This window comes from Olleya sp. UBA1516, assembly GCF_002323495.1.
Lineage (GTDB): Bacteria > Bacteroidota > Bacteroidia > Flavobacteriales > Flavobacteriaceae > Olleya.
Map to the genome: position 1 here is coordinate 1 of NZ_DCQO01000001.1, position 23,344 is coordinate 23,344.

15 protein-coding genes and 2 tRNA genes are annotated in these 23,344 nt (G+C 31.4%); 13 read left to right on the plus strand and 4 right to left on the minus strand.

Annotated elements, in window-relative coordinates:
* Positions 1-307 precede the first annotated feature (307 nt).
* Positions 308-2,740 (plus strand): helix-turn-helix domain-containing protein, encoded by a 2,433-nt coding sequence (locus B2989_RS00005; RefSeq protein ID WP_292942266.1) that lies wholly within the window; start codon positions 308-310, stop codon positions 2,738-2,740.
* A 59-nt stretch (positions 2,741-2,799) separates the two neighbouring features.
* Here B2989_RS00005 and B2989_RS00010 read toward each other — a convergent pair whose 3' ends face one another.
* Positions 2,800-3,942, minus strand: a complete 1,143-nt coding sequence (locus B2989_RS00010) for an acyl-CoA dehydrogenase (RefSeq protein WP_145001075.1) — start codon at positions 3,940-3,942, stop codon at positions 2,800-2,802.
* Between the two features lie 93 nt (positions 3,943-4,035).
* Here B2989_RS00010 and B2989_RS00015 point away from each other — a divergent pair, with 93 nt between their 5' ends.
* From B2989_RS00015 to B2989_RS00055, 9 genes are all read left to right on the plus strand, one after another.
* On the plus strand, positions 4,036-5,106 hold the full coding sequence (locus B2989_RS00015) for an anhydro-N-acetylmuramic acid kinase (protein WP_292942277.1): 1,071 nt from the start codon (positions 4,036-4,038) through the stop codon (positions 5,104-5,106).
* 211 nt (positions 5,107-5,317) lie between these two features.
* Positions 5,318-6,544 carry a Glu/Leu/Phe/Val dehydrogenase dimerization domain-containing protein gene (locus B2989_RS00020; RefSeq protein WP_292942280.1) on the plus strand — a complete coding sequence of 409 codons (1,227 nt, stop codon included), beginning with the start codon at positions 5,318-5,320 and terminating at the stop codon, positions 6,542-6,544.
* A gap of 1 nt (position 6,545) precedes the next feature.
* Positions 6,546-7,940, plus strand: a complete 1,395-nt coding sequence (nhaD, locus tag B2989_RS00025) for a sodium:proton antiporter NhaD (protein WP_292942283.1) — start codon at positions 6,546-6,548, stop codon at positions 7,938-7,940.
* A gap of 51 nt (positions 7,941-7,991) precedes the next feature.
* Positions 7,992-8,693, plus strand: coding sequence for a MotA/TolQ/ExbB proton channel family protein (locus B2989_RS00030; RefSeq protein WP_292942287.1), 702 nt, complete (start codon positions 7,992-7,994; stop codon positions 8,691-8,693).
* Between the two features lies 1 nt (position 8,694).
* The gene (locus tag B2989_RS00035) at positions 8,695-9,087 is read left to right on the plus strand and encodes an ExbD/TolR family protein (protein ID WP_028283795.1); all 393 of its coding nucleotides are present in this window, start codon (positions 8,695-8,697) and stop codon (positions 9,085-9,087) included.
* Between the two features lie 2 nt (positions 9,088-9,089).
* A complete protein-coding gene (locus tag B2989_RS00040; protein WP_292942294.1) occupies positions 9,090-9,974 on the plus strand; it encodes an energy transducer TonB in 885 nt (294 codons plus the stop codon).
* A gap of 5 nt (positions 9,975-9,979) precedes the next feature.
* Entirely contained in the window at positions 9,980-11,197 is a 1,218-nt protein-coding gene (locus B2989_RS00045) for a bifunctional folylpolyglutamate synthase/dihydrofolate synthase (RefSeq protein ID WP_292942297.1), read from the plus strand.
* A gap of 45 nt (positions 11,198-11,242) precedes the next feature.
* Complete coding sequence (locus tag B2989_RS00050) at positions 11,243-11,536, plus strand: hypothetical protein (RefSeq protein ID WP_292942300.1); 294 nt, start codon at positions 11,243-11,245, stop codon at positions 11,534-11,536.
* A 6-nt stretch (positions 11,537-11,542) separates the two neighbouring features.
* The gene (locus tag B2989_RS00055) at positions 11,543-14,032 is read left to right on the plus strand and encodes an Hsp70 family protein (RefSeq protein ID WP_292942303.1); all 2,490 of its coding nucleotides are present in this window, start codon (positions 11,543-11,545) and stop codon (positions 14,030-14,032) included.
* On the opposite strand, the gene B2989_RS00060 is transcribed toward B2989_RS00055, so the two are convergent.
* Positions 14,029-15,693, minus strand: a complete 1,665-nt coding sequence (locus tag B2989_RS00060; protein WP_292942306.1) for a hypothetical protein — start codon at positions 15,691-15,693, stop codon at positions 14,029-14,031. The genes B2989_RS00055 and B2989_RS00060 overlap by 4 nt on opposite strands.
* A gap of 168 nt (positions 15,694-15,861) precedes the next feature.
* Here B2989_RS00060 and B2989_RS00065 point away from each other — a divergent pair.
* Positions 15,862-15,936 (plus strand) — tRNA-Val (locus tag B2989_RS00065).
* A 101-nt stretch (positions 15,937-16,037) separates the two neighbouring features.
* Positions 16,038-16,112: transfer RNA gene (locus B2989_RS00070), tRNA-Val, on the plus strand.
* 37 nt (positions 16,113-16,149) lie between these two features.
* Here the strand turns inward: B2989_RS00070 and B2989_RS00075 are convergent.
* The gene (locus B2989_RS00075; protein ID WP_292942309.1) at positions 16,150-17,427 is read right to left on the minus strand and encodes a UDP-N-acetylmuramoyl-tripeptide--D-alanyl-D-alanine ligase; all 1,278 of its coding nucleotides are present in this window, start codon (positions 17,425-17,427) and stop codon (positions 16,150-16,152) included.
* Between the two features lie 66 nt (positions 17,428-17,493).
* A complete protein-coding gene (gene gldJ, locus B2989_RS00080; protein ID WP_186439169.1) occupies positions 17,494-19,176 on the minus strand; it encodes a gliding motility lipoprotein GldJ in 1,683 nt (560 codons plus the stop codon).
* 266 nt (positions 19,177-19,442) lie between these two features.
* Here gldJ and porU point away from each other — a divergent pair, with 266 nt between their 5' ends.
* A complete protein-coding gene (gene porU / locus B2989_RS00085; protein WP_292942317.1) occupies positions 19,443-23,336 on the plus strand; it encodes a type IX secretion system sortase PorU in 3,894 nt (1,297 codons plus the stop codon).
* Positions 23,337-23,344: the final 8 nt, after the last annotated feature.

The following is a 23,344-nucleotide window of genomic DNA, read 5'->3' on the forward strand; positions in this document are numbered from 1 at the left end:
CAAAGTAAATAGGCGAAAGGGAAAGGGTATAAGCAAAAAGATGTAGAGGAAAATTAAATTTAAGAATATCGCTTAAGTTACTTTTGTAAATTATATAAGCAAAAATAAATATATGATATTGGTGGATAGTATTAAATAAATCGAAAAATACTATCCGCTTTATAGTTTAGCAATTGATTATTATAAGTAAATTTTTTATTAAGTATTTTAGTAATTGTTGAATATGTTCTAAGTTTAATAATTATATATAATACTTTCGTTTTAGTTTGTATTTATATATCTTGATACATTATGATTAAATAAGAGAATGAGCGAGAATAAAGAATTAGATTTAGCTAATAATTTCGTAAATAATACGAATAGAAATATTTTCCTAACAGGTAAAGCTGGTACAGGTAAAACGACGTTTCTTCATAAATTAAAATTTAATTCTTTAAAAAGAATAGTTATAGTGGCTCCAACTGGAGTTGCTGCTATTAATGCAAAAGGTGTTACAATTCATTCATTTTTTCAACTTCCTTTTGGACCGATTTTACCAAATGACGATTTAAACTCCAGTGGTGGATTTAATAGGAAGTTTGGTAAAACTAAAATCAATATTATTAAGTCATTAGACTTATTAATTATTGATGAAATAAGTATGGTTAGAGCGGACGTACTTGATGGTATTGATAAAACGTTACGTCGGTATAGAAATAGAAATTTAGTTTTTGGAGGTGTTCAAGTGTTGATGATTGGTGATTTACAACAACTATCTCCCGTTGTAAAAGATAATGAGTGGCACTTACTTAAACCATTTTATAATAACGCCTTCTTTTTTAGTAGTCATGCTTACCAACAATGTAATCCTATTTCAGTTGAATTAAAGCATATTTATAGACAAGACAACCCTTTATTCATTAATATATTAAACGAAATTAGAACAAACACATTGTCTATTGAGTCAGCAAATGAATTAAATAAAAGATATCAGCCGGATTTTGAACCTAACGAAGATGATGGGTATATTTCATTAACCACACATAATAACAAGGCAGAATACACTAATAAAGCTAAACTTGAGAAGCTAAAAGGTAGGTCTCAGACATATAAAGCAAAAGTAGAAGGTAAGTTTCCTGAGTTTTCATATCCTAATAAGGAATCGCTTGTACTTAAAGTCGGATCTCAAGTCATGTTTGTTAAAAATGATAGTTCTACGGACAAACGATATTTTAATGGAAAGATAGGTAAGGTTATATTACTAGATAAAGATGAAGTTGTTGTTAAGTGTCCAGATGATGATTTCAATATAATTACGAAACCAGAGGTTTGGGAAAATATTAATTACTCGGTTGATAAGGATACTAAGGCCATTTCTGAAAATAAAATTGGATCCTTTACTCAAATCCCCTTACGTTTGGCTTGGTCAATAACCATTCATAAAAGCCAGGGTCTTACTTTTGAAAAGGCAATTATAGATTCTGAAGATGCATTTGCACATGGACAGACTTATGTCGCTTTAAGTAGATGTAAATCTTTAGAAGGGTTAGTGTTGAAAAGTAAGATTAATTCTAGTCAAATTATAAGTGACACTAATGTTATCAATTTTAATCTTGAAGCAGAGAAAAATCAACCAGACGAGAGCATTCTGCAACAATCTAAAACGCATTTTCAGTTAAGTTTAATCTCTGAGATTTTCGATTTTTATCAATTTTTATATCCGACTAATAGACTTTTAGATATCTATTATAAAAATAGAGGCAGTTTTAAGGGTAATATAGAAGATCCATTAACTAGTATAAAAGATTGCGTCGCTGCTTTATTAAAAGTTGCGAATGGATTTAAAGCGCAGTTATTAGAAATTTCAAAAGAGTCTACTACTCCGGAGACTAGTGATGAAATTCAGTCTAGATTTAAAAAAGCACTAGCGTATTATAAACAGCAATTGGATGTTAACATAATTCAAATTTATAAAACCTTTAATTTTACTACAGATAATAAAACACTAGACACGGATTTTAATAAACAATTAGATACTTTAGAAGAGTTAATAGGTGTTAAACAGTTATATTTTTCTAATTTGAATTCTGGATTTTCAATTAAACTATTTTTAGAATTAAGAGCTAAAGCTGTATTTCTGACAAAGGAAAAACCTAAAACTCCAAGAAAGACTGTTATAGATGGTACCACTAATGTAGAATTGTTCGAACTTTTAAGAGAGTTAAGAAATACTATTGCCGAAAGAGAAGATTTGGTTCATTTTCAAATATTCACACAAAAGTCATTATATGAAATGTGCGAAACTTTGCCAACTAGTCAAACTGAATTATTAAATGTCAATGGATTTGGTAAAACACGTGTTGCCAAATATGGTAACGAAATTATAAAAATAATAAGAGAGTATTGCGAGGAGAATGACATTGAGGTTTCCAATAGTAAAGAGATTTTTGATAAAGCTAAACCAAAACGGAAAAAGAGAGATACAAAAGAAACGTCTTTACAGATTTTTAAAGCAGGGAAATCAATAGATCAAATAGCTTTTGAGCGTGATTTAAATGTGAATACTATCTTTGGGCACCTTGCAAGTTTTATACCTTCAGGTGAAGTTAAAATTACAGATTTGATCTCTGAAAAGCATTATAAAGAATTGAAAGCATTAATCCCTAAACATACTTTTGAAAATCTTTCAGATTTAAAATCTCAAATAGCTGACAAGTATAGTTATGGAGAGATTAGATTAGTTTTAGATGATATATCTTAGTAATAAAAAAGGCTTTAAAATTAATTTTAAAGCCTTTTTTTATATTTATGTATTAATGATTATCCTTTGATAACACCTCTTGAAATTACTATTTTCTGAATTTCTGAAGTTCCTTCATATATCTGTGTGATTTTAGCATCACGCATCATACGTTCTACATGGTATTCTTTTACAAAACCATTACCACCATGTATTTGCACAGCTTCAACAGTTTGTTCCATTGCTACTTTACTAGCATATAATTTAGCCATTGCGCTTGACATATCGTAATTATTACCTTGGTCTTTATCCCAAGCAGCTTTCATTACTAACATACGTGCAGCTTCAATTTCTGTGTACATATCAGCTAGTTTAAACGCGATGGCTTGGTGATTACAGATTTCTGTACCAAATGCCTTACGTTCTTTACTATATTTTAAGGCTAACTCATAAGCACCTGCAGCAATACCTAAAGCTTGTGCAGCAATACCAATACGTCCACCAGATAAAGTTTTCATTGCGAATTTAAAACCAAATCCATCTTCACCAATTCTATTTTCTTTTGGTACTTTTACGTCATTAAATTGTAGTGTGTGTGTATCACTACCTCTAATTCCTAATTTATCTTCTTTAGGACCAATATCAAATCCAGGTGTTCCTTTTTCTACTATAAAAGCATTAATACCTTTATGTGCTTTATCTCTGTCAGTTTGCGCTATAACTAAATATACATCACTACGACCACCATTGGTAATCCAGTTTTTTGTACCATTAATAACATAATGGTCACCTTTATCTATAGCTGTTGTTTTTTGTGATGTTGCGTCACTACCAGCTTCAGGCTCACTTAAACAAAAAGCACCAATAGATTCTCCAGTTGCTAGTTTAGTTAAGTACTTTTGTTTTTGCTCTTCGGTACCATAAGTTTCAAGTCCGTAACAAACTAAAGAGTTGTTTACAGAAACCATAACAGAAGCTGAAGCATCAATTTTAGATAATTCTTCCATAATTAATACGTAAGAAATAGCATCCATACCACTTCCTCCATATTTTGGGTCTACCATAATACCCATAAAACCAAGTGCTCCCATTTTTCTAACTAATTCATCAGGAAACGTTTGTGCATTATCACGTTCGATAACACCAGGTAATAATTCTGTTTGTGCAAAATCGCGAGCTGCATCGCGAATCATTATATGCTCTTCAGTAAGGCTAAAATCCATAATTTATGTAAGATTGTTGATTTAATAAAATTTGGATACAAAGATAAGTTTTTATTAGCATATTTTCAATCGTTATAGTTATTTTTACATTATATGATAAAAGACAATTATACAGTGATTGGCGTGATGTCAGGGACATCTTTGGATGGTATTGATCTTGCTTTAATTTCATTTAAAAAAGCTACAAATTGGAGTTTTAAAATTGAAATTGCTCAGACTTTAGTTTATCCTAAAACTTGGCTAAATAGGCTTAAAAATTTAATAAATTTAGCTACTTCTGATCTAAGCGAGTTAGATGAAGAGTATACTACTTTTTTGGCTTCTGTTATCAACAATTTTATAAAAACTAATAACATTAGTAATATTGATGCAGTTTGCTCTCATGGTCATACAGCACTACACAGACCAGAATTAGGCTATACTTTACAGATAGGTAACTTACCTCAATTATCAAATTTAATTCAACAGACTGTAGTTTGTGATTTTAGAATTCAAGATGTTGAATTAGGTGGTCAAGGTGCACCATTAGTTCCAATTGGTGATCAATTTTTGTTTCCGCAATATCATTGGTGTTTAAATTTAGGAGGTTTTGCTAATATCTCTTCACAAGAAAATACAAATAGAGTTGCTTTTGATATTTGTCCTGTAAATATTGTCCTAAATAAATATGTAGGCGTATTAGGTTTTGATTTTGATGATAAAGGTAAACTTGCTAGACAAGGTAAATTTCATCACAAATTATTTAAGCAGCTAAATCAATTAGCTTTTTATCATGAAAAAGCTCCTAAATCATTAGGGTTGGAGTGGGTAAAGACTAATATTTTCTCACTTGTTGATAGTTTTAATTTACCAATCAATGATGTTTTACATACGTATGTTAAACATATAGCATTTCAGATAGCTAAAGTTATAAATCAAAAACAAAACACGTTGGTTTTAGTAACAGGAGGAGGCGTGTTTAACGATTTTTTACTTGAAGAAATAACTAAATTAACATCAAATCAAATAATAATACCTTCAAAAAACATTATAGAATTTAAAGAAGCCTTAATTTTTGGCTTCTTAGGTATATTAAAATTACGAGGAGAAAACAACTGTCTAAAATCAGTGACAGGAGCTTTAAAAGATCATTCGTCTGGGAAAATATTCAATATAAAAAAATAAATAATAGTGATAAATTATTGCAAGAAGCCAAGTCAATAATTATTAACAATAATTTATTATAATAAAAATGACCAGACTATTAAAAGCCATTTTTTGTTTTTTTATATTTGTTAAATTAATTAATCTAACACTTCGTAAGATGAATCAACTTTAGCTACTTTAAATGTTAATCCAGAGAGAAAAATATTAAAGTTGAAACCAAAAATTAAACATGAAAGACTTATTAAAAATTTACGAAAATAAAGAACCAGAAATAGTATTTAATTGGAAAGATTCTGAAACAGAAGCAGAAGGCTGGACAGTTATAAATTCTTTAAGAGGTGGTGCTGCAGGTGGTGGTACCAGAATGAGAAAAGGATTGGATATGAATGAAGTTTTATCCCTTGCCAAAACTATGGAGGTAAAGTTTACTGTATCTGGACCAGCTATTGGTGGTGCAAAATCAGGAATTAATTTTGATCCAAAAGACCCAAGAAAACGTGGTGTTTTAGAGCGTTGGTACAAAGCAGTGTCTCCATTGTTAAAAAGTTATTACGGTACAGGAGGAGATTTAAATGTAGATGAAATCCATGAAGTAATTCCAATAACGGAAGATTCTGGAGTATGGCATCCTCAAGAAGGTGTTTTTAATGGACACTTTAAGCCAACTGAAGCAGATAAAATTAACCGTATTGGACAGTTACGTCAAGGTGTAATTAAAGTTTTAGAAAACACAAACTATTCTCCAGACGTAGCAAAAAAGTATACTGTAGCAGACATGATTACAGGATATGGTGTAGCAGAAGCTGTTAGACATTATTATGATGTTTATGGTGGAAGCGTAAAAGGTAAGCGCGCAGTAGTTCAAGGTTTTGGAAATGTAGGATCAGCAGCAGCTTTTTATTTAGCACAAATGGGAGCTAAAATTGTTGGAATTATTGATATTTCTGGTGGAGTTATAAATGAAGAAGGTTTTTCTTTTGAAGAAATTAAAGACTTTTTCTTAACTAAAAACGGAAATACATTAGCAACGGACAACATGATACCTTTTGCTGAAATGAATGAGCGCATTTGGTCTTTAGAAACTGAGATTTTTGCACCTTGTGCTGCATCAAGGTTAATTACTCAAGATCAAATTGATCAAATGATTAATACAGGTTTAGAGGTTGTATCTTGTGGTGCAAATGTACCTTTTGCAGATAAAGAAATTTTCTTTGGATCTATCATGGAACAAACAGATGAGCGTGTAAGCTTAATACCAGATTTTATTTCAAACTGTGGTATGGCACGTGTATTTGCTTACTTTATGGAGCGTAAAGTGCAAATGACTGATGAAGCTATTTTTAATGATACATCTGATATTATTAAAAAAGCAATCCAGAACGTACATGCAAAAAACGCTTCTAAAAAAGAAATTAGTAAAACTGCTTTTGAAATAGCATTAAAACAATTAGTATAATATGGAATCAGTAATAATTTTAGTATTTGTTATAGGCTATTTAGCGATAACATTAGAGCATAATATAAAGATTGATAAGTTAATTCCTGCTTTAGTCATGATGGCTATAAGTTGGGCGTTAATTTCATTAGGATTAGACTCTTTTACAGAGTGGTTTGATTCTGCTAATCATGGTCTGGTAGAAGGGTATGCTTCATTAGGACATGAAACCAAGATGCACTTAATGGAAGAAACATTGCTTCACCATTTAGGTAAAACAGCAGAGATTTTAGTATTCCTTTTAGGAGCTATGACAATCGTAGAGATTATTGATTATTTTGATGGATTTTCTACTATTAAAAGCTTTATCAAAACAAAGAAGAAAACCAAAATATTATGGATTTTTGCCTTCTTAGCATTTATACTTTCTGCTATAATAGATAACTTAACTGCAACCATTGTATTGATTTCTATCTTACAAAAAATTGTTAATGACAGAAATGTACGTATTTGGTTTGCAGGTTTAATTATTATTGCTGCTAATGCAGGTGGTGCATGGTCACCAATTGGAGATGTTACAACAACTATGTTATGGATTGGTAAAAAAGTTACCACAGGACATTTAGTTGGGTACTTACTATTACCATCTTTAATATGTATGTTAGTACCTACTTTTATAGCTTCTTTTTTACCAGCTTTTAAAGGTGATTTAGCGGTTGAGGAAGCAGTAGAAGAAAAACCAAAAAGCAGATTTAGTGGTACAATGTTATACCTTGGTTTAGGTGCAATTGTATTTGTTCCAATATTTAAAACAGTAACACATTTACCTCCTTATGTTGGTATGATGTTAGCGTTAGGTGTGGTAGCAATTTTTGCAGAAATTTATAGTTCTGCTAAATTTAGTTTATCTAACCATGATTCAGAAGAAAGTGATGCACACGCACACCATAGTCCTGTACACCATTCATTATCAAAAATTGAGTTACCAAGTATCTTATTTTTCTTAGGTATTTTAATGGCTGTGGCAGCTTTAGAATCTTTAGGTATTTTATTTGGATTTGCATCTACTTTACAAGATAGTATGCCAATGATGGGAACAGAGTTACATCATGAAGGTGTTTCGGATTTAGTAATTATTTTATTAGGTATTGGATCTGCAGTTATTGATAATGTACCATTAGTAGCAGCTAGTTTAGGTATGTTTTCTCAACCTATTGATAACGAGCTTTGGCACTTTATTGCTTATTCAGCAGGTACAGGAGGAAGCATGTTAATCATTGGATCTGCAGCAGGAGTTGTTGCAATGGGAATGGAGAAAATTGACTTTTTCTGGTATTTCAAAAAAATCTCTTGGTTGGCTTTAGCTGGATTTTTAGCAGGAACAATCGTGTTTTTCTGGACCAGAACTTTATTTTAATATATACTCAAAACAAAAATCTAACGTTATACACGTATCTAATTTTATAATATGCTAAGCAAATTAATTCAAGACACTGCTCAAGCGGTAGATCCATTAGTAGAAGGAGAACCAGTTGAGAAAACTTTATCAATAATAGAACTGATTACAACAGGAGGTACTGCTGGTATAATTATCATTGCATTACTATTTGTATTATTGATTATGGCTGTATATATTTATTTTGAACGCTTGTTTGCGATTAAAGATGCTTCCAAAATAGATTCAAATTTTATGAATCAAATTAAAGACTATGTTAGTAATGGTAAAATAGAATCTGCTCAAAACTTATGTAGTACTGTAGACTCTCCAGTGTCTAGATTAATTAGTAAAGGGATTTCTAGAATAGGAAAACCTTTAGAGGATATTAATACAGCAATAGAAAACGCAGGACGTTTAGAGATTTATAGTTTAGAAAAAAACGTTAGTGTGTTAGCTACCATATCTGGAGCAGCACCAATGATTGGGTTTCTTGGAACAGTAATTGGAATGATTTTATCAATCTTTGAAATTGCAAATTCAGGAGGATCAATAGATATTAAAACGTTAGCAGACGGACTGTATACAGCAATGACCACCACTGTTGGTGGTCTAATTGTTGGTATTGTAGCTTACGTTGCATATAACCACTTAGTTGTAAAAACAGATAAAGTGGTGTATCAAATGGAAGCTAACTCGCTTGAATTTTTAGATTTATTAAACGAACCTAGCTAATATGCGATTAAGAGGAAGAAATAAAGTTACACCAGAATTTAATATGTCGTCTATGACAGACATAGTTTTTCTGCTGCTTATCTTTTTTATGATTGCATCAACGTTAGTATCTGCAGAAGCTATAGACTTGTTATTACCAAAATCTACTAGCAAGACTACACAAACTAAAAATGTATCTGTAAGTGTTGACAAAAACGTCAATTATTATGTAGACATGAAACAGGTTTCTAAAGACCAATTAGAGGCAGAAGTATTAGCCAAAGTTGGTAACGTAGAGTCTCCGACAATTACAATTAGATCTGATGAAAGTGTAGAGATGCAACACGTTGTTTATATTATGGATATAGCAAACCGAAACAAGATTAAATCCACATTGGCAGTTAAAGCACAATAATAATGAAGTACCTTGAAACCAAACACGAACGCAATTCGGCAAAAATCACAGCATTAATTACGCTGATATTGGTATTGCTGCTTTTTGTGGTTGGTCAAAATTATATGGATCCACCAGAAGAGTTTGGAGTAGCTATTAATTTTGGAGGATCGTCAGGTGGTGGTGGAGGTGCACCTGCCCAAGCTGCAGCTCCAACCGAAACTAAACCAGAAGAAACAAAGCCTGAGGTAGAACAAAAACAAGAGGCTGCAGCAGCAACTTCAAAAGAAAACGTTTTAACCCAAGACGATGAAGAAGCGGTTTTAATTAAAAAACAGCAAGAACAGGCTAAAAAAGAAAATGATGCTATAGCAAAAGCTAAAGCAGATAAGTTGGCTCAAGAAAAAGCTGCTAAGGCAGCTAAAGCAGCAGCAGATGCAGCTGAAAAAAAGAGACAAGATGATATTAAAAAAGCAAATGATGCTTTAATTAATGGAATAAGTAATTCTGAAAACCCTTCAGATTCCAATAATGATGGTCCAGGTAATGGTCCTGGAAATGGACCAGGTACAGGTAACGCTTATGGACCTAGTAATTTTGGTGGTTCTGGTCAAGGAAACGGAAATGGAGATGGTGTTGGTTATGGTCTGAATGGAAGAGGTCGTCCTACCAATCAAATTTTTAGACAAGATTGTAACGAGGCTGGATTAGTGGTTGTTAGGATTGAAGTGGATCGTTCTGGTAAAGTTGTAAGTGCAGTGCCAGGAGTAAAAGGAACAAAAAATACTGCAGACTGTTTAATGATTCCTGCTAAAAAAATTGCAGAATCCCACAAATGGAAAGCAGATCCTAAAGCTCCAGAGCGTCAAATTGGTTATGTTAGTATCAATTTTAAATTAGGTCAATAATAATCATGACTTATTTAGAGACCGTAAATTGGATGTTCTCTCAACTTCCAATGTATCAAAAACAAGGTCAGACTGCTTTTAAAAAAGACTTAACTAATACCATAAATTTAGCTAAGCATCTTAAAAATCCACAGCATAAATTTAAATCTATACATGTTGCAGGAACCAATGGTAAAGGCTCTAGTAGTCATATGTTGGCGTCTATTTTACAAGAAGCAGGATATAAAGTAGGTTTATATACCTCTCCGCATTTAAAAGATTTTAGAGAGCGTATTAAAATTAATGGTAAAGTGGTTAGTAAACCCTTTGTAATTGGTTTTATAAAACGAAACAAAACGTTTTTAGATGCTAATAAATTGTCTTTTTTTGAAATGACAGTTGGTATGGCATTTGACTATTTTGCTAAACAAAAAGTAGATATAGCTGTTATAGAGGTTGGATTAGGTGGTCGTTTAGACTCTACAAATATTATTACACCAGAAGTGTCTTTAATTACTAATATTGGTTTAGACCATGTTCAGTTTTTGGGTAACACCTTAAGTTTAATAGCTTCAGAAAAAGCGGGAATAATTAAACCTAATATTCCTGTTGTTATTAGTGAAACGCAACCTGAGACGCAGTCTGTTTTTACCGCTTTCGCTGAAAAGAATAATAGCCCAATACATTTTGCAGATCAAGTAGCAAGTGAAGATTTTACAACTGACCTTAAAGGAAGTTACCAATCAAAAAATATTAAAGGCGTTATACAATCCATTAAGCAATTACAACAAAAAGGATTTGTAATTTCTAATCAAAACATTAAAACAGGGCTACTCAATACTGTTAAAAATACAGATTTAAAAGGTCGTTGGCAGACGTTAGGAACTAATCCTAAAGTAATCTGTGATACTGCACATAATAAAGAAGGCTTGACGTTAGCCATACAGCAATTATTAAAAGAAACACATCAACATTTACATATTGTATTTGGTGTTGTTAATGATAAAGATGTTATGTCTATATTGCCTTTATTACCTAAAAAGGCAACGTACTACTTTTGTAAACCAGATGTGCCAAGAGGTTTGGATCAAAATATTTTGTCCACACTTTTTCTGGACAATGGTTTTAGTGGTAACTCCTATGCTTCGGTTAGTAAGGCTTATAATTTTGCACTCAAAGCAGCTTCGGTTGATGATGTTATCTACATTGGAGGAAGTACTTTTGTGGTTGCCGAAGTGGTTTAATTTCATATAAATTGTATCTTACACTTTCATCTAATTCCTCTTTAAATGTTAGAAATTATCAATCAAGTATTTTCTATTCAACTTAAAAGCAATAAAGAAAATTTATCGTTGTTTAATAGAAATGTTGACAGAATTAATCATGAGTTTGAAAACTTAGGTTACAATATTATAAATCCTATTGGTCAAACCTATCGTAACGAAATGACTGATGTCGAAGCCAATATTACTGGTGAAATTAATACACAAATGAAGATTGTTAAAGTACTTAAACCTATAGTCTATAAAAAGACAAATGACCAAAATACTTTAGTACAAAAAGGAATTGTAATTGTAGAATAAGCACCAATGAAAACTATTAATTTTGCTATAGATTTAGGGACCACAAACAGTTTAATTGCTAACTATAATAATGGTGCAGTAAAGATATATAATAACCCTTTAGGTTTAAAACAGACGTTACCTTCTTGTGTTGCTTTTAGAGGAAACCGTACCATTATTGGTGATAAAGCTTTGGATTATTTAGAAAAGGATGCCGAAAACGTGTGTATGCTTTTTAAGCGTAAAATGGGAACTAAGGAAACTTACTTTATACCTTCCATTAATAAAGAAGTTAGTCCAATCGAGTTGTCTTCGTTATTATTAAAAGAACTTAGAAACTTTGTTTTGGATGATATACAACTGCAATCTGCGGTAATCACAATTCCTGCTTCTTTTGATACAATACAATCTAACGCAACCAAAAAAGCTGGATATTTGGCTGGATTTAAAGAAGTTGTTTTACTACAAGAACCTATTGCTGCGTGCTTAGCGTTTGCAAATCAATCCAATTTAGACATTCAAACGTCTAAAAATTGGATAGTTTATGATTTTGGAGGAGGTACGTTTGATGTGGCTTTAGTTGAAGTCAATGACAGAGAATTAAAGGTGATTGATAATGAAGGTGATAATTTTTTAGGTGGAGCAGATTTTGATAATCTTATTGTCGAAAAAATTATTATTCCTAAAATAGAAGCTAAAACAAATATTACAAATCTGTTTAAAGCAATTAAATCCAAATCAAGTCAATACAAAGGGCTATATTTTGAACTACTTAAAAAAGCAGAAGAAGCTAAAAAAGAACTATCGGTTTATCCTGAAACAGAAATCGAATTAGATATAGATATAAATAATGATAATTTATTTGAACAAATAATTATTACAAGAGCAGAATTTGAAGCTGTTATCTTGCCGAAAGTTGAGCAAACCATAGCGTTTATTAAAAAAGTGATTTCTCAAAATCAACTTTTAAATTCTCAAATAGATCGCCTAATTTTAATTGGTGGTAGTACTTATGTGCCATTAATAAAACAGCGTATAAAAGAAGAAACAGGGATACTTGTAGACTCAAGTATTGACCCAACATCCGCAGTGGTTGATGGTGCAGCTTATTTTGCTGGATCAAAACCAATGACTATAAAAGAGGAAGACGCAGTTGTACAAGAAGTTGAAGTTGATACAGTGGAGACTCAACTTTTTTATGAGCAAAATACTAGAGATTTAGAAGAGTTAATTACTTGTAAAGTGGCTAGTGATAATTTTAATTATAGAATTACAAGGGTTGATGGTGGTTATGATTCTGGAATCAAGACTATTGTAAATAATGGGTTTTCTGAGTTTGTCCCATTACTAAAAGGACAATTAAACCGGTTTAAAATCCAAGTGTTAGATCAGGATTTAAATGTTGCAAAAACTATTAGTACTGTGGCTATTAATCAAGGTAGTTACAATGTTTTAGGTCAACCATTACCTATTGATATTTGTATGGAAATAGACGATATTGATGCGTCAACTACACGTTTGGAACAAATATTTAGAAAAGGAAGCATTTTACCTTTAAAGAAAAAAATATATAAAACAGCCTCTAAAACCATACTTAAAAATACTGATGCTAATTTAATAATCAATATTGTCGAAGGTCAATCCAATGGATTACCTAGTTCTGGATTAAGCATTGGTTATATTGAGTTTTCGGGTAAAGATTTGGAAGATGATTTAATTAAAGGTACAGATATAGAGATTGAATTAGAAGTAACCGAGTCCAGAGACTTAAAAATAAATGTTTATTTACAAGCTTGCGATCAAGAATTTAAAAATGTATTTAGCCAGTCAGAACGTGCGATAAGTATTAGTAAGATTAACATGGAAATAAACGCAGTATTGTCTGAGGTAGAACATTTGATAAGAGAGCAAGTCGAAGATGAAAATTTTGAATATTCTAATACTTTAGAACAAATACGAGTTGGTTTAATTGAAATACAGATTGAAACCACGTTGCTTGATGATAATGATGTGTCTGATCAAAAATATCAATTGGATGATAAAAAGCGAAAGTTAATTCAAGCGTTTGATACTTTAACAAGAAACAAAGTTATAGCTTTAGAAATAGAAGAGTATAAGTTGTCTAAAGAAGGTGTAGAGTGGGAAATTAATAAAGACGAAAACGAGAAATACAGACCTAAATATCTTAAAGTTATAGCTAATGAAAAGGAGGTTGTTAACTCTGGAGACAAATATTTGCTTAGAGCCAAAATTAAAGAACTTGATGTTTTATATAATTCTATAATTCAGTCTAGCGATGAAAACTTTATTGGTTATTATTTAGGATTAAAGTATAGCTCAGAATTTGAAAACAAGAAAAAAGCAGAGCAGTTAATAAAGGAAGGTGATCAAGTACTAGAGCGTAAGGATTATACTTCATTAAAACACATAGTTTATGCACTGTATGCTTTACTTCCAGATAGAGAAAAGGATAAACAAAAACTATTTAAAGACGATAGCAAAACAGGGTTGCGTTAGTTGTGTTTTTTCTTGTACCAATTAGTGTAAATTTTATCAATATTAATACCATTTAAATTAATATTCTTGCTGTCTATGACATCTAATTTACTGGTGTCTTTTATTTTAATATCAGAATTAATTACACTTTTTTCGTAAATACTTAACTTATAAGGAAGTACGTTAATTTCATGATTTAATTTTGGTCCAATAGTTTTGACGACATAAAGTTTAGATAATTCAGCATCATTTTTAAAATGAGAAAAGTTATCGACTACAAATCCATTTCCAGTATAAAATAGTAATGAATCTTCAGGTTTTAAATTGATGTAAATTTTTTCGTCTTTTGGTATGTAAATCGATTGATCAATCCCTTTTTGAAGTTTAAATACTATTAAATCTTTACTACTGCTGTTTTTAACCAAACTGTATTCAGTATTATTTGCCACACCATAAGCATAAGCTTCAATCTTATTAAAGGTTTTAGGATATGGATTCGTAAATTCATTTAGTTTAGTAGATGTGCTATTGTCTATTTCTGCTTCTTTTCTATTAGTTTTTAATTTCAAAGAATAAATAAATCTAGTATGATCTTTTGCTTTATGCTTACTATTATCATCCGGTAATGTTATCTTCTCATTACTAATTATAGGTTCATTGTTTATTGTTGTTTCAACTACATCCTCAGTTGCTAAGGTTTCTTTTAGTGGTAAGTCTATCTTATTTTGATAGTCTTGACGCTGTTTAATCTTTCTAACAGCTTCAAATAATTCTTGATTATCAATATTAATGCGCGAATCATTTCGATTAGAGCTATTAATTCCTAATGAGGCAAGTCTAATAATAATTAGTATAAAGACTACAATGCTCCAAATTCCGACTGTTGTTCCAGATTTGGATTTACCAGTAGTCTTATAAGCATATGGTTTTGCAATTTCTGCATTAGAAGTTAATATATCCTTTAGCATATAACTTGATACCTCCAATACTCCAAAAGCAACCATCGTTTTAGCAGCAAAATTAAAGTCAGAATCATTTACATTTTTTCGTTTAGAATTGTACGTGTCTATGATCACTGAATTTAAGTCATTAACCTCCTCTGTAAACGAATTTGGATATTGACTCAAGCAATTTATAAAGTTTCTATTTGTAATATAACCTACAGGTGCATGAGATAGTTCTAATCGGTTATTTTGAATATAAACTGTAGCAAAATTTAGTTTAGCACTAAAAAAGTTGATAATAATTTGTTCAATCTCTTCAGTAAATAATTTATAGCTTTTTATAACATTAAATAGTAATATGTATTTGCCTTTATTTAGTGTTTCGGTTAAAAACGGTTTAAGATGCGCTCTAAAATATGGTGCTAAAAAATGTTTTAATTCATAAAGATCTTCTATGTTATCTTCATAAAGGTTAATCGAGCTTTGTGGAATGTTACTATAGTTTCCGCTAATTATTTGTTTTAACCAATCATGTTGTTCAATAAAAACATGATGTTTTCTTATCGTTTCATCTTTAAGCTGATCAATTAATAGGGCTAATTCTCCAAGGTTACTTGTATTATTTAGTACAGCATTAGCTTTTAATTGCTTTTGTAGTCTAATTATTTTAGCGTCATCTAAGGTAATAATAGCGTTAATATCTATACCTAATTGATCAATTATAGAGATGTATTTCAAATTTGGAGTGTATTTGTTCCCAAAAATATTAAAATTTTTATAAAAAGTTATTTTGTTAGGGACTATATATTAATGAGTTAATTTTTAAATTAAAAAAATGTTGTTTTTTTTTGAATAAAAGGTTTTGAGATGTCAAAAACTAATGTATATTTGCACACCTAATAAATAGGGCGACTAGCTCAGTTGGTTCAGAGCACTTGGTTTACACCCAAGGGGTCAGGGGTTCGAATCCCTTGTCGCCCACAAAAAATCCAGAACTTAGTTTTGGATTTTTTTATGTTATTATTTGATATGGAATTTTGTTTTTAATCAAAATCTAACATATATTTGCAAATCTATTATTAGGGCGACTAGCTCAGTTGGTTCAGAGCACTTGGTTTACACCCAAGGGGTCAGGGGTTCGAATCCCTTGTCGCCCACAAAAAAATCCGAAACATTAGTTTCGGATTTTTTTATTTATAATAATTCTAATACTCGTTCCAAAGCCATTCCTCTAGAGCCTTTTATTAATAACGCACTGTCTTTAATTGTTTTGTAATTGTTTTTAAAATCTTCAAAGGATTTATAGTGTTCTACATTGGTTTGATTTGATTTAGTTTTGTAAAAATTTTCACCAATTAAAATTACTTTATTAATATCTAAATCAGCTAATAGGTTTACTATATTTTGATGTTCTGCAGCAGCAGAAATCCCTAATTCAAACATGTCTCCTAATATTGCTATTTTGTTTTTAGCCTTATGTATGCTAAAGTTATTTAATGCCACGTCCATACTAGATGGATTAGCATTATAGGCATCTAGAATAATGGTGTTACTATCTTTGTCAATTATTTGAGACCTATTATTTGTTGGCACATAGTTTTTAATTGCATTTTGTATTTGATGAAATGTCAACTTAAAATGTCTACCAATTGTACAAGCAGCACATAAATTAGTGTAATTGTATGTGCCTATTAAATTAGAGTTGATAACCTTGTCTTCTGTTTTAAACGAAACAAATGGATTGGTGTCTAATAAGTTGTAATTGTAATTGTTTGTTGTATTATCGTTGAAACCTATCTTATTATTATAAGTACTCAGTTTATCTTTTTGAATAGGATCCTCAGCATTAAAAAATACTTGTTTGTTATTGCTTATCAAATACTCATACATTTCACTTTTACCTTCAATAACGCCTTCAATTCCTCCAAAGCCCTCTAAGTGTGCTTTACCAAAGTTGGTAATGTATCCATAATCAGGTTTAGCTATGTTACATAAAAAAGCAATTTCTTTTTTATGATTTGCTCCCATTTCAACAATACCAATTTCAGTATTTTTATCCATTGATAGTAATGTTAAAGGTACACCAATGTGATTATTTAGGTTACCTATGGTTGCTGTAGTATTATATTTTTGAGATATTACTGCATTAATAAGCTCTTTGGTTGTTGTTTTTCCGTTACTTCCAGTTAAGGCAATTATTTTTAAATCCAAGTAATCTCTATGGTATGTGGCTAACTCTTGTAGTGTTTTAAGACTGTTTTTTACTAAAATAGTATTGCCTGTAGTCTTATACTTAGGGTCGTCTATAATAGCATATTTGGCGCCTTTATTTAAAGCTTCGGTTGCAAAGGTATTGCCATTAAAAGTTTCTCCGCTTAAAGCGAAAAACATACAATTATCTTTTACTTTTCTAGTGTCTGTACTTATGGATGTACAGGATAAAAAAAGTTGGTGTAATGTGTCTATTTTCATGAAATAAAAGTATAAAAAAAGTCCTAACAAATGTTAGGACTTTTTAATATATTAAAAATAATATTTTTAGTTTTTAGACTTACGTGTTCCTTTAGATTTAGAACCAACTCTAGACATTGCACATCTAAACCCAATATAGTCTGTTGCCATATTTTGTGGGTAATAACGTCTTTGTGCAGGATCTAACCAGTACTCTCTATCTTTCCAAGATCCTCCTTTGTAAACTCTTACCTCATCGTTTATTAAAGAGGTACGTTTGTTAGATTTGTCATACTCTCTGATCATATTTCCTGAAGAATCCATTTCTATGTTATGCTTAGGTGCATTGTACATTTTACGTGTAGAAGCATCTTCGTTAGCTTCTCCTTCATCATCTCCAAATCTATCAGCGTAGTATCTTGAAGATTGTGAGTCACCATCTCTAAAGTTACGGTTGTCACTTCTATCAAAGTTTGTTCTTAAGTAAGTTTCTTCTTCGTCTATTGGTTGTGTAGCAATTTCTCCTGGTAAATCTCTAGGTACTACTTTTCCGTTTGGAAGTGTATCAAAAACAATTTCGTCTGTAGTTACAATTTTAACTGTACCATCATCGTTGATTGCATTTTTAGTATAAACGTTTCCTCTATAGTAGTTAAAGTCGTTAAACTCATCATCTACTATTGGTCTGTAAACATCGGCAACCCATTCTGCAACGTTTCCTGCCATATCATATAAACCGTAATCATTAGGAGCGTAAGATTTAACTTGAGCAGTAATATCTGCACCATCGTCAGACCATCCTGCAATTCCACCATAATCACCTTTACCTTGTTTAAAGTTAGCTAATTGGTCTCCTTTTATTTTACGACTTCCAGAACGCGTGTATTGTCCATCCCATGGATATTTTTTACGACCTCTGTAGACGTTGTAGCTTCTTATTTCTGATAATCCTAAAGCAGCATATTCCCATTCAGTTTCAGTAGGTAGTCTGTATTTAGGAGATATAATACCTGTTTCTCTTGATGCAAAAACATTAATTTCGTCACCTGCAGCATTAGTTTGAGGTCTAAGTTTTCCTCCTTTTATAATGTCCTCATTACCACCAAACGTTTGTGTTGGAGCATTGATGTAAGTATCTGTACTAAAATTAGCATCTGCAGTAGCTTCTAATTGGCTTCCTTGCTTTAAGTAACCATCTTGTTGTAAATAAAGCTCATTTACACGATCAGTTCTCCAGTTAGCAAACTCAACAGCTTGAATCCAACTTACTCCAACTACAGGATATTCTCCGTAACCTGGATGACGTAAGTAGTTTTCTGTCATAACTTCATTGTAACCTAAACGGTTTCTCCAAACTAACGTGTCAGGTAAAACACCATTGTAGATAGCTCTGAAATTTTCTTCTTCAGGTGGATATGTTCTTTTAATCCAATCTAAATATTCTAAATACATTTTATTAGTTACTTCAGTTTCGTCCATATAAAAAGACTGAACGTGTTGTTGATTAGGAGTATTATTCCAATCATGCATAACGTCGTCTTGGACTCTACCCATTGTAAAAGTTCCACCTTCTACAAAAACTAATCCTGGAGCAGTCTCTTGTTCTTTAAATTTGGTATTATATTGAAAACCACCATCTTTAGAGTTAATCTGCCATCCAGTAGCTCTTGAGGTATTACTACCGCTACCAGATCTTTTACAACCAACCAAGGTCAAAGAAATCGCTAAAACGAATAACAACCTTGATACAATTACTTTTTTCATATTCATGCGTTTATGTAAGCTAATAATGTTTTTTTGGAGTCGCAATATAATAATTAAACCCAACAAAACAACATAAAATGTTATTTTTGAGTAAAATTTAAATGCATTTCATCCTATTTTTTTACGTTACATCGATATTAAATTTGCTTTTAATCGATGTTTTGGAACTGTATAACGCAGGTTATTAAAAATTATTATCGTAATTTTGACTTGTTTTTATGAAATTATTAAGATTTAAGTAATATCATTTAAAATAAGACGTTATTAATGCAATGAAAAAGATTTTATTAGTACTACTAGTACTCTACCTAACGCCAATATTTTCACAAGAAAAAAAGTTTAACTTAGCATGGGATAATACCCAAACTTATGCTACAGATAGTTATTCTTTAAATATACCTACGTTTTCACCTTCTAAAAACTTCTCTTTTGATTTGTCAGAAGGTTTGCAGTTTGTTGAGCAATGGATTGTAAATGGTTTTGTTGCCGAAAACTCTATTGAAGTAAGCAACGTTAATTATCTTCCTATTGCGAGAGAAGATTTAAAGGATGTTAACCTGTCCAAAATACCAACAACATTACAATTTTCTTTAAAAAATGGTGCTGCTAGAACCACTAATTATGCTGTTTTTACTTTAAGTCCTATTATAAAAGAAGGTAATAATTATAAGAAAGTAACTAGCTTTACTATTAAGTATAATAACGCAGCAACTAGTAATAGTAGCAGACTAAACAATTCTCAAGTTATTACAAATTCTGTTTTGAATAGTGGTGAATGGTATAAGTTTGAAATACCTAAAACTGGAGTTTTTAAGCTTTCAAAGTCGTTTTTAAATCAAATGGGAATTAACGTTTCTAGTTTTGATCCAAGAAATTTAAAAATTTATGGTAATGGAGGTATGATGATGCCTTTTGCAAATAGTGCTAATTTTCCTTTTGATCCCACTGAAAATGCTATTAAAGTAGTAGGTGAGGAAGATGGTGTTTTTAATGATAACGATTATGTGTTGTTTTATGCTGTCGGACCTTCTGCAAATGTGTCGGATAGTAATATTAACACCAATATTAATCCGTATACCAATAAAGCGGTTTACTATCTTAATATTAGTTCTGGACAAGGTAAAAGGATCCAAAATTTTAGTCAGGCAACAGGTACTCCGGATTTGGTGGTTAATACCTTTCAAGATTATAAGTTTCATGAAGTAGATGAAACGAATATAATTTTTGTTGGAAGACGTTGGTTTGGCGAGCGTTTTGGAGTAGAAAACTCACAATCTTTTAATTTTGATTTTCCTAATTTAGTAACCTCTGTTCCTGTAAGTTTAAAAGTGGTTACAGTATCTACTTCGTCTAGTGCTAGTGGTTTTGCTTTGAGTGTAAATAGTAATGCTGTTGGTAATATATCCATGAATGCGACTAGTCCAATAGATGGTGTTTATGTAACAGGAGGTTCTTATCAAGGGACAACATCTGTGGCTAGCAATAGTGTAAACGTTACTTTGGATTTTAATAATCAAGGAAACCCTAGTGCTACCTCTTATTTAGATTATGTTGCGGTAGAAGCCACAAGAGCTTTAACTTTTAGCGGAAAACAATTTATATTTAAAAATAATCAAACAGCGTCAACTGCAGGTGTAGCTAATTATGTGGTTTCTAACGCAGCTCAGGTACAAGAGGTTTGGGATGTAACTAATTTATATGATGTTTCTTCAATAAGTAATTCTGCAGCAGCAGGTACAATTAGTTTTAACGCACCAATGGGTAGTTTAAAAAAGTTTGTGACTGTTAGTTCTCAGGATTATTTTGAACCAAATTTGGCAAGTAATAGTAGAGTAAATAATCAAAATTTAAAAGGAACCATATTTTTAAATAATCAAGGTAGCTTTCAGGATGTTGACTATTTAATGCTGACCACTAGTTCTCATTTGTCTCAAGCACAACGATTGGCGCAAATTAACAGAGATAAAAATAATCTTAATGTAAAGGTTGTAACATTAGATCAAATTTATAAAGAGTTTTCTAATGGTAATCCAGATATAGCAGGTATCAGGAATTTTGTAAAATATGTTTATGATAATGCTAGTACACCAAATAATCGCGTAAAGTATTTATGCATTTTTGGAGATTCTTCATTTGACTATAAGGGTAGAATATCTGATAATACATATAATTTTCCAACTTGGAATGCTTACAGTAGTTTTAACTTGTCAAATTCATTTATATCGGATGACTTTTATGCTTATTTAGATGCAAATGAAGGTAATATTGATGCCTACAATAATTCGCATAAATTAGATGTAGCAGTTGGTAGAATAGTAGCAGATACACCGCAACGCGCTAAAGAAATGGTAGATAAAATTGAAGTCTATTATTCAAAAGGAGCCTTAGGTAGTTGGCGTAATAATTTTGTAGTAATATCTGATGATGTCGATGAGGCTTGGGAAGCAACATTACAAGAAACAACAGACGAGATTGCAGATGAAGTTGCACAGTTCAAACCTTTTATAAATGTAACTAAAATACACACGGACTCCTACCAACAAGAAGCATCTGCTGGAGGAGATAGATATCCAGAAGTAACAGAAGCTATTACTAATGCTATCGAAAAAGGAGCCATTATGGTTAATTATTTTGGGCATGGAGGAGAAGACGGTTTGGCTTTTGAACGTATTTTTCAAAAAGACGATGCTGAAGCTTTAAATAACGATTGTAAGCTAAATCTATTTGTAACAGTAACTTGTGAGTTTACAAGGTTTGATAACCCTTTAAGGGTAACTGCAGGAGAGTTAATTTATTGGAATAAATCCGCTGGAGCAATAGCGTTAGTAACCACTACAAGACAGATTTTTGTAACGGTAGGAAAAGACTTTAATAAGATTTTAAAAGAGTATTTATTCTCATACAGTACATTAGATACATATAGTGATTACGAATATCCATCTGTTGCAGAAGCACTAAGATTAGCTAAAAATGATCCCAATTTTTCTAACTCTCAAAAAAACTTAGCATTTTGTATTGGTGATCCAGCGCTAAAATTAGCATTTCCAGATCCAAACATTAGACTTACTAAAATTAACGATGTGCCAATTACTCAGGATACAGATGTATTACAAGCATTAAGTTATGCTAAATTAGCAGGAGAAGTAACAGATGTAAATGGTAATGTGTTAACTAATTATAATGGTATCTTAACAACGACCATTTTTGATAAAGAAATTGAAAGAGAAACGTTAGCGAATGATAATACTTACAATAGTACATCGCTAATTAAGCTAAATTATAAAACATTGGGATCTATTGTTTTTAGAGGTCAAGCCACTATTACTAATGGACAATTTGAATTTGATTTTATAGTTCCTAAAGATATTGGTATTCCTGTCGGAACCGGTAAAGTTAGTTTTTATGCAACCCAAGATAATACATTAAACGATAAGTCAGGTGCTAGTATTGAAACCGTTAAAATCGGTGGTATTAATCCTGATGCAGCAGAGGATAATATTGGACCAGTTATTACGTTGTTTATGAATGATGAGGCTTTTGTTTCTGGAGGAATTACCAACGAGTCGCCAACACTTATAGCTAAATTTCAGGATGAAAACGGAATAAATACCGCAAGTGGAATTGGTCACGATATTGTAGCTTTATTGGATGGTGACGAGGTTAATCCATACGTTTTAAATGACTATTACTTAACAGATGTTGACGATTATACAAGAGGGTCTTTAGGGTTTCCTTTCAGGAATTTAGAGCCAGGTTTACATACATTGTCGCTTAAAGCTTGGGACGTGTATAATAATTCAGCTACAGCTGAAATCCAATTTGTAGTGTACAATGAAAACGAAAGTTTAGTTATTAATAACGTATTAAATTATCCAAATCCATTTGTTAATTACACCGAGTTTTGGTTTAGTCATAACAGCTCAGAGGTTTTAGATATCTCTGTGCAAATATTTACTATCTCTGGTAAATTAGTAAAAACGCTAAATGGTCAAACATCATTAGTAGGTGGTAAAACAGTAAAATCTACTTCTAGAGACATTATTTGGGATGGTCGTGACGATTTTGGAGACAAAATAGGTAAAGGAACCTATGTTTATAAACTAAAAGTCCATTCTAAAAGCACCAATAAATCAGTAGAAAAAATAGAGAAACTTGTAATCCTCTAATAAAAAAT